The sequence below is a fragment of the Pseudomonas sp. GW823-FHT06E10 genome (assembly GCF_058794995.1).
This window is the reverse complement of sequence record NZ_JBXAHJ010000023.1, coordinates 64036-76969: the sequence shown is the minus strand read 5'-3', so window position 1 is coordinate 76969 and position 12934 is coordinate 64036. Positions and strand designations below refer to the sequence as shown.

The 12934-nt window shown below is 58.2% G+C and carries 14 protein-coding genes; 9 read left to right on the top strand and 5 right to left on the bottom strand.

All coding sequences use genetic code 11. The annotated features are described in order from the left end of the window. Window positions 1-113 precede the first annotated feature (113 nt). Entirely contained in the window at window positions 114-1313 is a 1200-nt protein-coding gene (gene tyrS / locus AC1Q6Y_RS26940) for a tyrosine--tRNA ligase (RefSeq protein WP_492625522.1), read from the bottom strand. 211 nt (window positions 1314-1524) lie between these two features. Here tyrS and AC1Q6Y_RS26935 point away from each other — a divergent pair, with 211 nt between their 5' ends. Together AC1Q6Y_RS26935 and AC1Q6Y_RS26930 are read left to right on the top strand one after the other, a co-directional pair. Then, window positions 1525-2949, top strand: coding sequence for a peptidoglycan DD-metalloendopeptidase family protein (locus AC1Q6Y_RS26935; RefSeq protein ID WP_492625521.1), 1425 nt, complete (start codon window positions 1525-1527; stop codon window positions 2947-2949). Window positions 2950-2952: 3 nt separating this feature from the next. Then, window positions 2953-4044 carry an anhydro-N-acetylmuramic acid kinase gene (locus AC1Q6Y_RS26930; protein ID WP_492625520.1) on the top strand — a complete coding sequence of 364 codons (1092 nt, stop codon included), beginning with the start codon at window positions 2953-2955 and terminating at the stop codon, window positions 4042-4044. A gap of 68 nt (window positions 4045-4112) precedes the next feature. Here AC1Q6Y_RS26930 and erpA read toward each other — a convergent pair whose 3' ends face one another. Together erpA and argC are read right to left on the bottom strand one after the other, a co-directional pair. Continuing rightward, on the bottom strand, window positions 4113-4463 hold the full coding sequence (gene erpA, locus AC1Q6Y_RS26925) for an iron-sulfur cluster insertion protein ErpA (RefSeq protein WP_007906865.1): 351 nt from the start codon (window positions 4461-4463) through the stop codon (window positions 4113-4115). Window positions 4464-4629: 166 nt separating this feature from the next. After that, entirely contained in the window at window positions 4630-5664 is a 1035-nt protein-coding gene (gene argC, locus AC1Q6Y_RS26920; RefSeq protein WP_492625519.1) for an N-acetyl-gamma-glutamyl-phosphate reductase, read from the bottom strand. Between the two features lie 135 nt (window positions 5665-5799). Here argC and hemJ point away from each other — a divergent pair, with 135 nt between their 5' ends. From hemJ to coq7, 6 genes are all read left to right on the top strand, one after another. Further along, on the top strand, window positions 5800-6228 hold the full coding sequence (gene hemJ, locus AC1Q6Y_RS26915) for a protoporphyrinogen oxidase HemJ (protein WP_046039521.1): 429 nt from the start codon (window positions 5800-5802) through the stop codon (window positions 6226-6228). A gap of 33 nt (window positions 6229-6261) precedes the next feature. Next, window positions 6262-7230 carry an NAD(P)H-dependent flavin oxidoreductase gene (locus tag AC1Q6Y_RS26910; protein WP_492625518.1) on the top strand — a complete coding sequence of 323 codons (969 nt, stop codon included), beginning with the start codon at window positions 6262-6264 and terminating at the stop codon, window positions 7228-7230. A 93-nt stretch (window positions 7231-7323) separates the two neighbouring features. Continuing rightward, complete coding sequence (locus AC1Q6Y_RS26905) at window positions 7324-8289, top strand: DUF805 domain-containing protein (RefSeq protein WP_492625517.1); 966 nt, start codon at window positions 7324-7326, stop codon at window positions 8287-8289. 61 nt (window positions 8290-8350) lie between these two features. Next, on the top strand, window positions 8351-9139 hold the full coding sequence (locus tag AC1Q6Y_RS26900; RefSeq protein ID WP_032829767.1) for an SDR family NAD(P)-dependent oxidoreductase: 789 nt from the start codon (window positions 8351-8353) through the stop codon (window positions 9137-9139). Window positions 9140-9219: 80 nt separating this feature from the next. Further along, complete coding sequence (locus tag AC1Q6Y_RS26895; protein ID WP_057713090.1) at window positions 9220-9558, top strand: histidine triad nucleotide-binding protein; 339 nt, start codon at window positions 9220-9222, stop codon at window positions 9556-9558. Window positions 9559-9783: 225 nt separating this feature from the next. Then, window positions 9784-10431 carry a 2-polyprenyl-3-methyl-6-methoxy-1,4-benzoquinone monooxygenase gene (gene coq7, locus AC1Q6Y_RS26890; protein WP_008051652.1) on the top strand — a complete coding sequence of 216 codons (648 nt, stop codon included), beginning with the start codon at window positions 9784-9786 and terminating at the stop codon, window positions 10429-10431. A 172-nt stretch (window positions 10432-10603) separates the two neighbouring features. On the opposite strand, the gene speD is transcribed toward coq7, so the two are convergent. Beyond that, window positions 10604-11395 (bottom strand): adenosylmethionine decarboxylase, encoded by a 792-nt coding sequence (speD, locus tag AC1Q6Y_RS26885; RefSeq protein ID WP_057713089.1) that lies wholly within the window; start codon window positions 11393-11395, stop codon window positions 10604-10606. A 239-nt stretch (window positions 11396-11634) separates the two neighbouring features. Beyond that, window positions 11635-12057, bottom strand: coding sequence for an OsmC family protein (locus tag AC1Q6Y_RS26880; RefSeq protein ID WP_008061600.1), 423 nt, complete (start codon window positions 12055-12057; stop codon window positions 11635-11637). Window positions 12058-12285: 228 nt separating this feature from the next. Between AC1Q6Y_RS26880 and crp the strand changes: the two genes are divergently transcribed. Beyond that, entirely contained in the window at window positions 12286-12930 is a 645-nt protein-coding gene (crp, locus tag AC1Q6Y_RS26875; protein WP_154861053.1) for a cAMP-activated global transcriptional regulator CRP, read from the top strand. Window positions 12931-12934 lie beyond the last annotated feature (4 nt).

Below are 12934 nucleotides of genomic sequence, written 5' to 3'. Positions count from 1 at the left end.
CTGCCGAAAACTGCGTAACTCTTTGTTTACCAAGGAGTTTTCCGTTTCGACTGCGCCGGAAGTGGGGCGAATTATAGGCCTCTAGAATTCGCCGTCAACCCCTTATTTCAGCTTTATTCGGATTTGAGCGTAATACGCGCAAATGCCTTCTTCCCGGCCTGGCAAACATGGGTCGCGCCCAGTGCGTATATAAAGGCGCGATCGACAACCTCACCATCTATACGTACACCACCGGAACCCAGGAGATCTCGCGCCACCGCCGAGTTCTTAACCAACCCCGCTTTATTAAGGACAGCAGCGATCGGCATGTCTTCGGCAGCAGTCAATTCGATTTCCGGCAGATCATCCGGCAACTCGCCATCCTTCATACGGTTACCGGCGGCACGATGAGCATTGGCCGCAGCCTCCTCACCATGGAAGCGCGCAACGATCTCCTCAGCCAACTTGATCTTGATATCGCGCGGATTGGCACCCGCCTCGACATCAGCGCGGAACGCATTGATCTCATCCATGGAGCGGAAGCTGAGCAACTCGAAGTAACGCCACATCAGCGCATCCGGAATGGAAACCAGCTTGCCATACATCACACCTGGCGCCTCCTGGATGCCGACGTAGTTACCCAAGGACTTGGACATCTTCTTCACACCATCCAGACCTTCAAGCAGCGGCATGGTCAAAATGCACTGGGCTTCCTGACCATAACCACGCTGCAGCTCACGCCCCATCAGCAAGTTGAACTTCTGATCGGTGCCGCCGAGCTCCACGTCTGCGCGCAGAGCTACAGAGTCATAACCCTGAACCAGCGGATAAAGGAACTCATGAATGGCGATTGGCTGATTGGTTGTGTAGCGCTTGTCGAAGTCATCGCGCTCGAGCATACGAGCCACGGTGTATTGCGAAGTCAGGCGAATGAAGTCGGCCGGCCCCATCTGATCCATCCAGGTGGAGTTGAATGCCACTTCGGTTTTTGCCGGATCCAGAATCTTGAAGACCTGAGTCTTGTAGGTCTCGGCATTCTCGAGGACTTGCTCGCGAGTGAGCGGTGGACGCGTGGCACTCTTGCCGCTCGGGTCGCCGATCATTCCGGTGAAGTCACCAATCAGGAAGATCACCTGATGCCCCAGCTCCTGGAACTGGCGCAGCTTATTAATAAGCACGGTGTGACCCAAGTGCAGATCCGGAGCCGTTGGATCGAAGCCCGCCTTAATACGTAGCGGCTGGCCACGCTTGAGCTTTTCAATCAGCTCGGACTCGACCAACAGTTCTTCCGCACCACGTTTGATCAGCGCTAGCTGCTCTTCAACCGACTTCATAACAGACCCGCAAGGCTCAGATTCAAAGGGAACCAACCATACAAGATCGCGCGTCAAATACAAGGTTTGCCCGGCGCACGGACGCCAATCCGCAGACAGAGTGCCTACGGACTTGCTTCAGAGATGATTTGGTTATATTTTATACAGTTATTTCATCTTCATCATGTCATTCATCTTTTCCAATTCATCTTTTTCAAAGTCAAAACCACTTATGACCACAGAATCGTCTAAAGCGCCGCCGCTTTACCCGAAGACCCACTTGCTTGCTGCAAGTGGCATCGCCGCCCTTCTCAGTCTGGCGCTCCTGGTATTCCCTTCCAGCGATGTCGAAGCCAAAAAGACAACCCTGAGTCTTGAACTGGAAAGCCCTGCTGAACAACTGACACAAGAACAAGACGCTGCTGACGCCGTTCAAGCCACAAATGAACCAGCAACCTCCCCCTTCGCGCAGATCGACAACAGCGCCGAAGACACCCAGGAAACCGCTCAAGCCGAACCTGCACCGGTGCCGGTCGTCGAAGAAAAGAAGACGGCAAGCCACAGGGAAGTGATCGTCACCAAGGGTGACACCCTCTCTACGCTGTTCGAGAAAGTCGGCCTCCCGGCCACCTCAGTGCACGACGTGCTGGCCAGCGACAAGCAGGCCAAGCAGTTCAGCCAGCTCAAGCACGGGCAAAAACTCGAATTCGAACTGAGTCCTGACGGTCAGTTGACCAACCTGCACAGCAAGCTCAACGACCTCGAAAGCATCAGCCTGACCAAGAACGACAAGGGCTATACCTTCAACCGCATTACCGCAAAACCAACCGTGCGCTCGGCTTACGTTCATGGCGTGATCAACAGCTCGCTGTCGCAGTCCGCAACCCGGGCCGGCTTGTCTCACAGCCTCACCATGGACATGGCCAGTGTGTTTGGCTACGACGTGGACTTCGCCCAGGATATTCGCCAGGGCGACGAGTTCGACGTGATCTACGAGCAAAAAGTGGTCAACGGCAAGGCCGTCGGCACTGGCCCGATCTTGTCGGCGCGCTTCACCAACCGCGGCAAAACCTACACCGCCGTGCGTTACACCAACAAACAAGGCAACAGCAGTTACTACACCGCTGACGGCAACAGCATGCGCAAGGCGTTCATCCGCACACCGGTGGACTTCGCCCGCATCAGCTCGAAATTTTCCATGGGCCGCAAACACCCGATCCTGAACAAGATCCGCGCCCACAAAGGCGTCGACTACGCAGCACCGCGTGGCACGCCGATCAAGGCTGCCGGTGATGGCAAGGTGTTGCTGGCCGGCCGCCGTGGTGGCTACGGCAATACCGTGATCCTTCAGCACGGCAATACCTACACCACGCTCTACGGCCACATGCAAGGCTTCGCCAAAGGCGTGAAGACTGGCGGCACGGTGAAACAGGGCCAGGTGATTGGCTATATCGGCACCACCGGTCTCTCCACCGGTCCGCACCTGCATTACGAGTTCCAGGTGAATGGCGTGCACGTCGACCCGCTGGGCCAGAAAGTCGCGATGGCCGATCCGATCTCCAAAGCCGAGCGCGCACGCTTCCTGGCACAGAGCCAACCGCTGATGGCGCGCATGGACCAGGAAAAAGCCACTCAGCTGGCTTCGGCCAAGCGTTAAGTCATGGCGCTTTATATAGGTGTGATGTCCGGGACCAGCCTTGATGGCCTGGACATCGCGCTGATCGAGCAGACCCCGGCGATCAGGCTGATCGCCACGCACTACATCCCCATGCCCGATTCCCTGCGTACAGAGCTGCTTGGCTTGTGCGCCAGCGGTCCGGACGAGATTGCCCGTTCCGCCATCGCCCAGCAAAACTGGGTAAAGCTCGCGGCACAGGGCATCAATACCCTCCTCGCTCAACAGCACCTCATCCCTGACGACATCCGCGCGATTGGCAGCCATGGCCAGACCATTCGCCATGAGCCAGCGCGCGGTTTCACGGTGCAAATCGGCAACCCGGCGCTGCTGACCGAGCTGACGGGTATCACCGTGGTCAGCGACTTCCGCAGCCGCGACGTAGCCGCCGGCGGTCAAGGCGCTCCGCTGGTTCCGGCCTTTCATGAAGCCTTGTTCGAAGAGCGGGCCGGCAACCTTGCCGTACTGAACATCGGCGGTTTCAGCAACCTCAGCCTGATCGAGCCCGGCAAACCGGTGGCCGGTTTCGACTGCGGCCCAGGGAATGTGCTGCTGGATGCCTGGATTCATCAGCAGCGCGGCGACACCTATGACCGTGACGGCCAATGGGCCGCCAGCGGCAAGGTTGAACCCGATCTGTTGAAGGCACTGCTCAGCGACCCCTTCTTCGTCACCCAAGGCCCGAAGAGCACCGGCCGGGAAGTCTTCAACCTGCCATGGTTGATGCAGCACCTGGCGCAGCTGCCGACCTTCGCTGCCGAAGACGTACAGGCAACGCTGCTTGAGCTGACCGCGCTGACCATCATCGAATCGCTGCAAGGCGCCCAGAAAGAGACTCAAGAAGTGCTGGTCTGCGGCGGTGGCGCGCATAACGCCGCACTGATGAATCGCCTGGCCAGTCTGCTGCCGAAGGCGAAAGTCAGCAGCACATCAGCATATGGCGTCGATCCTGACTGGGTCGAAGCCATGGCCTTCGCGTGGCTGGCTCATTGCTGCCTCGAAGGCATCGCAGCTAACCGCCCAAGCGTTACCGGCGCCCGTGGTTTGCGCGTACTGGGCGCCATCTACCCCGCATAAACCCTCCACACAGCAAAACGCCGCAAGGCCCTGAGGCCGTGCGGCGTTCTGTGAAACAGGTGCGCTGATCAGATCGAGAACGAAGAACCGCAGCCACAAGTGGTGGTCGCATTCGGGTTCTTGATGACGAAACGCGACCCTTCCAGACCTTCCTGGTAGTCCACCTCGGCACCTGCCAGATACTGGAAGCTCATCGGATCGACAACCAGACTCACACCTTCGCGCTCGACGATGGTGTCGTCATCGGCCACTTCTTCATCGAAGGTGAAGCCGTACTGAAAACCTGAACAACCGCCGCCCGTAACGAATACGCGCAGCTTCAAGCGATCATTCCCCTCTTCATCGACCAGGCTCTTCACCTTGTGCGCGGCACCGTGGGTGAATTGCAAAGCCGTGGGGGTGAAGGATTCGACGCTCATGCTGACTATCTCCCGGCGTTACGCCGTCATATTGCGTGATGACGCGCATTATCCGCTTCTCCTAGAAAAGCGGTCAACTATTGTTATGGTATATCAACCAATCCAGTCGCCGGCCCGGAATGCAAAAAGGCCCGTCAGACGGGCCTTTTGCTGTACGCGATAACGCTTACGGCAGCATGCCGGCGTGGGACAGGCCCAGACGCTCATCCAGCCCGAACAGAATGTTCATGTTCTGCACGGCCTGACCCGAAGCACCTTTGACCAGGTTGTCGATCACCGACAGCACCACCACCAGATCACCGTCCTGAGGGCGATGCACGGCAATGCGGCAGACGTTGGCACCCCGTACGCTACGCGTCTCCGGATGGCTGCCGGTCGGCATCACATCGACGAACGGTTCGTTGGCGTAGCGCTTTTCAAACAGCGCCTGCAGGTCCACCGAGCGATCAACAACAGTTGCGTAGAGTGTGGAGTGAATGCCACGAATCATCGGCGTCAGGTGCGGAACGAAGGTCAGGCCGACGTCCTTGCCTGCTGCGCGACGCAGCCCCTGGCGAATCTCCGGCAGGTGACGGTGACCTTTGACCGCATAAGCCTTCATGCTTTCCGACGTCTCGGAGTACAACGAACCTACGGAAGCGCCACGACCGGCACCGCTGACGCCGGACTTGCAGTCAGCAATCAGATGCGCGGCATCGGCCAGGCCGGCTTCGAGCAATGGCAGGAAACCCAATTGCGTTGCAGTTGGATAGCAGCCCGGCACGGCAATCAGGCGCGCTTTCTTGATCTGTTCGCGATTGACTTCCGGCAAGCCGTAGACCGCCTCGTCCAGCAACTCCGGTGCACCGTGCGGCTGGCCGTACCACTTGGCCCATTCATCCGCATCTTGCAGACGGAAGTCCGCCGACAGGTCGATGACCTTGGTCCCGGCCGCCAGCAACTCGCCCGCCAAGGCATGGGCAACACCGTGCGGTGTGGCGAAGAACACCACATCGCAGGCACCCAGGGTCTTGATGTCCGGAACGCTGAACGCCAGGCCGTCGTAATGGCCTCGCAGGTTCGGATACATGTCGGCCACGGCCAGGCCAGCCTCGGATCGGGAAGTGATGACAACCACCTCAGCTTGCGGATGTTGCGCCAACAGACGCAGCAGTTCGACACCGGTGTAACCCGTGCCGCCGACGATACCGACCTTGACCATAAACCTGCCCTCAACGAACCCACTGGAAAGCCGTCGATAATAGGGGCCGCGCGCCCCTGCGACAACCGTCAAGGTGACGTGCGGACGCTCAACCCCCTACTATTCCCACTACCGTGAATTGGGGAATAACCAAAAATGCTCTATCTGTGGCTCAAAGCGTTTCATATCGTCAGTGTCGTATGCTGGTTTGCCGGCCTGTTTTACTTGCCACGACTGTTCGTTTATCACGCACAAAGTGAAGACACGATCAGCAAGGAACGCTTCAGCGTCATGGAGCGCAAACTGTACCGGGGCATCATGGGCCCGGCGATGATCGCCACGCTGATCTTCGGCGGCTGGCTCATCTACCTCAATCCAGGCATCTTCAGCCAGGGTGGCTGGATACACGCCAAACTGACCCTGGTCGTGTTGCTGATCGGCTACCACCACATGTGCGGCGCCCAGGTAAAACGTTTTGCCCGTGGCGAGAACACCCGCAGCCATGTCTTTTATCGCTGGTTCAATGAAGTGCCGGTTCTGATATTGCTGGCTATCGTAATTCTGGTCGTCGTTCGGCCGTTCTAAATCCACCAGGCACAACTTACCGGGGTACTTCCAATGTCGCTGCCCGCTCTGCTCGAAGAACGTTTGCGTCTGCCCGTAGTGGCGGCGCCGATGTTCCTGATTTCCAATCCGCAATTGGTACTCGCCTGTTGTCGCCAGGGCGTGGTCGGCAGCTTCCCGGCGCTGAACCAGCGCGAAAGCAGCGGTTTCAAGGCCTGGCTGGAAGAAATCGAAGCCGGGCTGGCGACAATGGAGAATCCCGCGCCTTATGCCGTGAACCTGATCGTCCACAACAGCAATCCTCGTTTACAGGCGGATCTGCAGATCTGCGTCGAGCACAAAGTGCCGATCGTGATCACCAGCCTGGGTGCCGTGAAAGAGCTGGTCGACGCGGTGCACAGCTACGGCGGCCTGGTGTTCCATGATGTGACCACTCGTCGTCATGCCGAGAAAGCGGCCGAAGCAGGCGTAGATGGCTTGATCGCCGTGGCTGCCGGCGCCGGTGGACACGCGGGGACCTGGAGCCCGTTCTCACTGATTGCCGAAATCCGCCAGTTTTTCGACAAGACCCTGTTACTGGCCGGCTGTTTGAACCACGGCCACGAAATTCTTGCCGCTCAATTGCTCGGCGCGGATCTGGCCTACTTTGGTACACGATTTATCGGCACGACCGAAAGTCACGCGCCCGACGCCTACAAAGAAATGCTGCTGACATCCAAAGCGGCAGACATCATCCATACTCCAGCCGTGTCGGGTGTCCCCGCGAGCTTCATGCGCAAGAGCCTGGAGGCCGCCGGTTTCGACATGGCCGCCTTGCAAGGCAAGGGCGAGATCAACTTCGGTTCCAAGCTCAAACCCGTGATCGATGAGGCCAAAGCCTGGAAGACCGTTTGGTCTGCAGGCCAGGGCGTGGGAGAAATCGAAGACTTGCCGAGTGTCGAGCAGTTGATTGCGCGTCTCGACGCGGAGTACCGCCAGGCCCTGGAGCATGCCGCCCAGCTGCCAAAACGCTGGCCGCGCTGACAGCAAACCTTGGCCAGTCTTGCCCGGCCGGACTTACACTCGCCCGGGCACAACATTGTTCTTTCAACCTCTCGCGACAAGGATGCTTCGCACATGGGCGAAAATCATTTCAAAATCGTATTCGAGGGCGCCTTGCTGCCCGGTGTCGACATCACTACGGCAAAGCTCAATCTCGCCGATTTGTTCAAAAGCGATGTCACGGCCATTGAGCGCCTGTTCACCGGGCGTCCGGTAGCGCTCAAACGCAACCTGTCGCACGCCGATGCCCAGACCTATCTCCAGGCGCTGAGCAAAACCGGTATCGACGCCCGCATCGAAGCCGAAACGCCGATCGAGCTGAACCTCGCCGACGTTCATGACCATGCTCCGGCCGGCAGCCAGGCGCCTTTTGCAGATCCGCAGTCCCCTTACGCGCCGCCGCGCGCGCCCGTCGGCGAAGCCGTAGCGGAATTCGCCACGCTCAAACCCTTCAGTTTCGATGGCCGTATCGGCCGCTTGCGCTACCTCGCCTGGACGCTGGTGCTGTCAACTGTGCTCCTGGCCGTTTGCGGGGTGTTTGCCTTGGTCGCCCTGGCTATCATCGGCGCGGATTCGACCGCCGGCCTGATATTGGGCAGCTTGCTGGCCTTTATCCTGTTCGTCGGATTTGTATTCGTCAGCATCCAGATCACCGTTCAACGTTTGCACGATGTCGGCTGGTCCGGCTGGCTGTGGCTGCTGAACCTGGTGCCGTTCGTTGGCAGTTTCTTTCCGTTCGTGATCATGGTTGTGCCGGGCAACGACACCGCCAACCGCTACGGCCCGCCGCCTCCGCCGAACAGTACCGCAGTCAAGGTACTGTCTTCGCTGTGGCTGATCGTTATCGCGCTGGTTCTGTTCGGCTCGCTGGCCGGTGGTCTCACAGCGATACGGGAAGAATACAAAAGTGCCGCCCAGAGCAGCTACGACAGCAGTTCGGTCACCACCGATGAAATCGAAGTCGAGGTCGAACCGGTGCCAAATTCCTCCGACGATGCAGCCGAAGAGGCCCAGCCCCCTGTAGACTCTGCGAAAGAATGAACAGCGCTCCTGGCCCCTGACACCTGCGTCGCGGCGCGGAGCTGTTGCGATGGAGAACTGCATGACCCGTTACGCTCTGATCACTGGCGCCTCCAGCGGCATCGGCCTGGCAATGGCCGAAGCGCTGGCCCGGCGCGGCCGCAGCCTGATTCTGGTGGCCCGACAACGTGATCAGCTGGAAAGTATTGCGATTGAACTGACCCAACGGTTCGGCGTGGAAGTGCTGTTCCGTGCCTGCGACCTGGGCGAACCACTGCGCCTGTCCGGATTCCTGCTGGAGCTGGAAGAAGGCGACCGGCAAATCGATCTGCTGGTCAACTGCGCCGGTATCGGCACATGCGGCCCGTTTCTGGCCCAGGACTGGATGACCGAGCAAGACCTGATCGAAGTGAACATCCTCGCCCTCACCCGCCTGTGCCATGCCATCGGCAACAGCATGGCCCTGCAAGGCGGCGGGCAGATTCTGAATGTGGCCTCTGTGGCGGCGTTTCAGCCGGGGCCGTGGATGAGCACCTATTACGCCAGCAAGGCGTATGTGCTGCACTTTTCCGAAGGATTGCGCGTCGAACTGAAAAAGTGTGCGATCAAGGTTTCGGTGCTCTGCCCCGGGCCGACCCGCACGGCGTTTTTCCGTACCGCGCAACTCGACAGCGAAAAGCTGACCAACAGCAAACTGCTGATGAGCCCCGAGGAAGTGGCGCTCTACACCGTGCGCGCACTGGAAAAGAACAAGGCGATCATCATTCCCGGGCGGCGCAACCGCTGGTTCGCCTTCCTGCCGCGGCTTGGCTCGCGGTGGCTGACTCGCACAATCGCCGGCATGGTCAACAAGGCCTACTGCCCGCGCTGATCCAACCCAAGGTAAAAGGCTGGGCGCAGGCATACGCCATGAGTACACTCAGGCCAGCCCAAACAACGGAGAAAACAGCTGTGGATACTCTGTTCACCAAGATCATCAACCGGGAAATCCCGGCGAAGATCATTTACGAGGACGACCAGGTACTGGCCTTCCACGACATTGCCCCACAGGCACCGGTACATTTCCTGGTGGTCCCGAAGAAACCCGTTCGCACCCTGAACGACCTGACCGAGGACGACAAGACATTGGCGGGGCACATCCTGTTCACCGCCCAGCGCCTGGCAAAGGAACTGGGTTGCGAAGACGGCTTCCGCGTCGTCATGAACTGCAATGAACTGGGTGGGCAAACTGTCTATCACATACATATGCACGTACTGGGTCAGCGCCAGATGCACTGGCCGCCGGGCTGATTACTGCCTCCCCCTGTGGGAGCGGCGGTGCGGCGACCCGACTTGATCGCGAAGACGGAGTATCAGCCAGCATGGATGCTGAATGTCAGACCCTCTTCGCGAGCAAGCCCGCTCCCACAAAAGGCATCACGACACTGTCACAGTCTCTGCATCACAATGACCCAGCGCAAACCTTCCCCGGCCGATTGGGTTAAACTGGCCGCCGAAATTCCCCCGGAGGTCAGCATGACAACCCAACGTCACTACTCGCCAATTGACCGCCTTCTGCTGCAAGCCGATGCCGCGATGCGCACACTGCTGCCCTTCAGCGGCCAGCCGTACCGTCCGTCGCCCGCCATCGTGCAGCCGGATGCGAAAATGAGCGACGAAGACACGCGCCACGTTGCCGGCCTGATGCGCATCAACCACACCGGCGAAGTCTGCGCCCAGGCGCTGTACCAGGGACAGGCACTGACCGCCAAGCTGCCGCAAGTGCGTGCTGCGATGGAGCATGCCGCCGAAGAAGAAATCGATCACTTGGTCTGGTGCGAACAACGCATCCATCAACTGGGTAGCCACACCAGCATCCTCAACCCGCTGTTTTATGGCATGTCGTTCGGGATTGGCGCAGTGGCTGGCCTGATCAGCGACAAAGTCAGCCTGGGGTTCGTTGCGGCAACGGAAGACCAGGTGTGCAAACACCTGAACGAACATCTGGAGCAATTGCCGGCCGAGGATGAAAAATCCCGGGCGATTCTTGAACAGATGCGTATCGATGAAGAACAACATGCCGAAAGTGCGCTGGATGCTGGCGGGTTCCGCTTTCCGGCACCGGTGAAGTTCGGGATGAGCCTGATGGCCAAGGTGATGACCAAGAGTACTTATCGGATCTGATTTCAGATTTTTGTAGGAGCGAGCTTGCTCGCGATAAACCTGAGGGCAACGCGTTTACCCAGAAAACACGCGTTATCGTTAACGTCCATCGCGAGCAAGCTTGCTCCTACAAGGGCAAGACATAAAAAAGGCGACTGCCGTGAGGGAGTCGCCTTTTTTGTGTCCGAAAATCTTACGCCATATTGCGCGCGTAGAAGATTTCGAGCATTTCGTGTTTCACCCGCTCGGTCACCTGGGCGCGCTGCTCAGAGGACAGGTTGCTGGTGGCGTCGCCGAACAGGTAGTTATCCAGTTCGAAGTTCTTCAGCAGCATCTTGGTGTGGAACAGGTTTTCCTGGTACACGTTCACGTCGGTCATCTGGTACGCGTCGTAAGTGTCATCGGAGAGGTAGTTCTGGATCGAATTGATCTCGTGGTCGATGAAGTGTTTTTTGCCTTCAACGTCACGGGTGAAGCCGCGCACACGGTAATCCACGGTCACGATGTCCGAATCGAACTGGTGAATCAGGAAGTTGAGCGCTTTAAGCGGTGAAATGACCCCGCAAGTCGACACGTCGATGTCCACACGGAAGGTTGCAATGCCGTCGTCCGGATGGATTTCCGGGTACGTGTGCACCGTGATGTGGCTCTTGTCGAGGTGGGCCAGGATGATTTCGGGCAACGGGCCCGGGGACTCTTCGATCTGGCTATCGGTCGGGGTCACCGGTTCTTCAGAAATCAGAATCGTGACGCTGGCGCCCTGTGGCTCATAGTCCTGACTGGCAATGTTCAGGATGTTGGCACCAATGATATCGACAACTTCCGTGAGGATCTGCGTCAGGCGTTTCGCGTTGTACTCTTTATTGATGTACTCGACGTAAGCCTGCTGGTCTTGCGGAGTTTCCGCGTAGCAGATGTCATAGATGTTGAAGCTCAAGGTCTTTGTCAGGTTATTGAACCCGTGGAGCTTGAGTTTGCTTTTCACCGTTAAAAACTCTCTATGTGTTTGCGGCCCGGCCGCGTGATCAAGCATGCCCGTCAGATGCGAACAACGCACCTGCGTAGGACGGTTAACACCTCTTCGCGATGGCGATTTTGGTTGTCTGTTCGGGTGCGAGGCCTGTCGGCTGACGGGCCACTACCCTGAAAAAAGTGGCGCATTATGCAGACGTCAGCTTGGGATCGCCAGAGTCTGCACTGCTTTTATGATAGTTGAATGTCGATTCAACCGAGCTCGATGATTTCGTAGTCGTGAGTAATCTCGACACCGGCCGCGCCGAGCATGATCGAGGCCGAGCAATACTTCTCGGCAGACAGCTCGATGGCACGTTTGACCTGGGCTTCTTTCAGCCCGCGGCCCTTGACCACGAAATGCATGTGGATCTTGGTGAACACCTTTGGATCTTCGGTCGCGCGCTCGGCTTCGAGGAAGGCCTCACAGCTTTCGACCGCCTGGCGGGACTTCTTGAGGATGCTGACCACATCGAAATTGCTGCAACCGCCGACACCCAGCAGCAACATTTCCATCGGCCGGACACCCAGGTTACGTCCGCCGGCATCGGGCGGACCGTCCATGACCACGACATGACCGCTACCGGATTCGCCGAGGAACATGGCTTCGCCAGCCCATTGGATGCGTGCCTTCATCGCCAAGACTCCACTGTATAAAAAAGGGTCGCCAGCTTAGCACAGGCCCCGTGATTGACAGCGCCCGGCATCCTAGGACATATCCCACCGCCTTGTAGGTAAATGCTCGAATATTGCAGGAAGTGTCTGTTAAGCTGACGCCAATTCAATGGCGCATGGCCAGCTTTACTCCAGCGTTCACTATTTATAAAAACCAAACACACCGTGCAGTCTTTTCGGGATACAACCATGGTTGCTATTGCCCCCAACCCCAAGATCAAGAACGTCGACAAGCTGTTGATGCATTGCCAGCGCCGCCGTTATCAGGCCAAGAGCAACATCATTTGTGCCGGCGACCGCTCGGAAACGCTGTTCTTCATCATCAAAGGCTCAGTCACCATCCTGATCGAAGATGACGACGGCCGGGAAATGATCATTTCCTACCTGAACCCCGGGGACTTTTTCGGCGAGTTGGGTCTGTTTGAGCAGGCTGGCCTGGAACAGGAGCGCAGCGCCTGGGTGCGGGCCAAGGTTGAATGCGAAGTCGCAGAAATCAGCTACGCGAAATTCCGCGAGTTGTCCCTGCAGGATCCGGATATTCTTTACGTCCTCAGCGGACAAATCGCACAGCGCCTGCGCAACACTACGCGCAAGGTCGGTGACCTGGCATTCTTTGATGTAACCGGTCGAGTCGCACGCTGTCTGCTGGAGCTGTGCAAACAGCCAGACGCCATGACGCACCCCGATGGCATGCAAATCAAGGTGACCCGCCAGGAAATCGGGCGGATTGTCGGTTGTTCGCGGGAGATGGTCGGTCGCGTGCTCAAGGATCTTGAAGAACGCAACCTGGTGGACGTCAAAGGCAAGACCATGGTGGTCTTCGGTACGCGATAAGCTC

What these genes read in the sequence shown, in the direction of transcription:
- coq7 (WP_008051652.1), top strand. Translation starts at nt 9,784, where the DNA reads ATGACAACCCAACGTCACTACTCGCCAATTGACCGCCTTCTGCTGCAA.
- hemJ (WP_046039521.1), top strand. Translation starts at nt 5,800, where the DNA reads ATGCTCTATCTGTGGCTCAAAGCGTTTCATATCGTCAGTGTCGTATGC.
- AC1Q6Y_RS26880 (WP_008061600.1), bottom strand. Translation starts at nt 12,057, where the DNA reads ATGAAGGCACGCATCCAATGGGCTGGCGAAGCCATGTTCCTCGGCGAA.
- tyrS (WP_492625522.1), bottom strand. Translation starts at nt 1,313, where the DNA reads ATGAAGTCGGTTGAAGAGCAGCTAGCGCTGATCAAACGTGGTGCGGAA.
- AC1Q6Y_RS26935 (WP_492625521.1), top strand. Translation starts at nt 1,525, where the DNA reads ATGACCACAGAATCGTCTAAAGCGCCGCCGCTTTACCCGAAGACCCAC.
- erpA (WP_007906865.1), bottom strand. Translation starts at nt 4,463, where the DNA reads ATGAGCGTCGAATCCTTCACCCCCACGGCTTTGCAATTCACCCACGGT.
- AC1Q6Y_RS26900 (WP_032829767.1), top strand. Translation starts at nt 8,351, where the DNA reads ATGACCCGTTACGCTCTGATCACTGGCGCCTCCAGCGGCATCGGCCTG.
- AC1Q6Y_RS26905 (WP_492625517.1), top strand. Translation starts at nt 7,324, where the DNA reads ATGGGCGAAAATCATTTCAAAATCGTATTCGAGGGCGCCTTGCTGCCC.
- crp (WP_154861053.1), top strand. Translation starts at nt 12,286, where the DNA reads ATGGTTGCTATTGCCCCCAACCCCAAGATCAAGAACGTCGACAAGCTG.
- argC (WP_492625519.1), bottom strand. Translation starts at nt 5,664, where the DNA reads ATGGTCAAGGTCGGTATCGTCGGCGGCACGGGTTACACCGGTGTCGAA.
- AC1Q6Y_RS26910 (WP_492625518.1), top strand. Translation starts at nt 6,262, where the DNA reads ATGTCGCTGCCCGCTCTGCTCGAAGAACGTTTGCGTCTGCCCGTAGTG.
- AC1Q6Y_RS26930 (WP_492625520.1), top strand. Translation starts at nt 2,953, where the DNA reads ATGGCGCTTTATATAGGTGTGATGTCCGGGACCAGCCTTGATGGCCTG.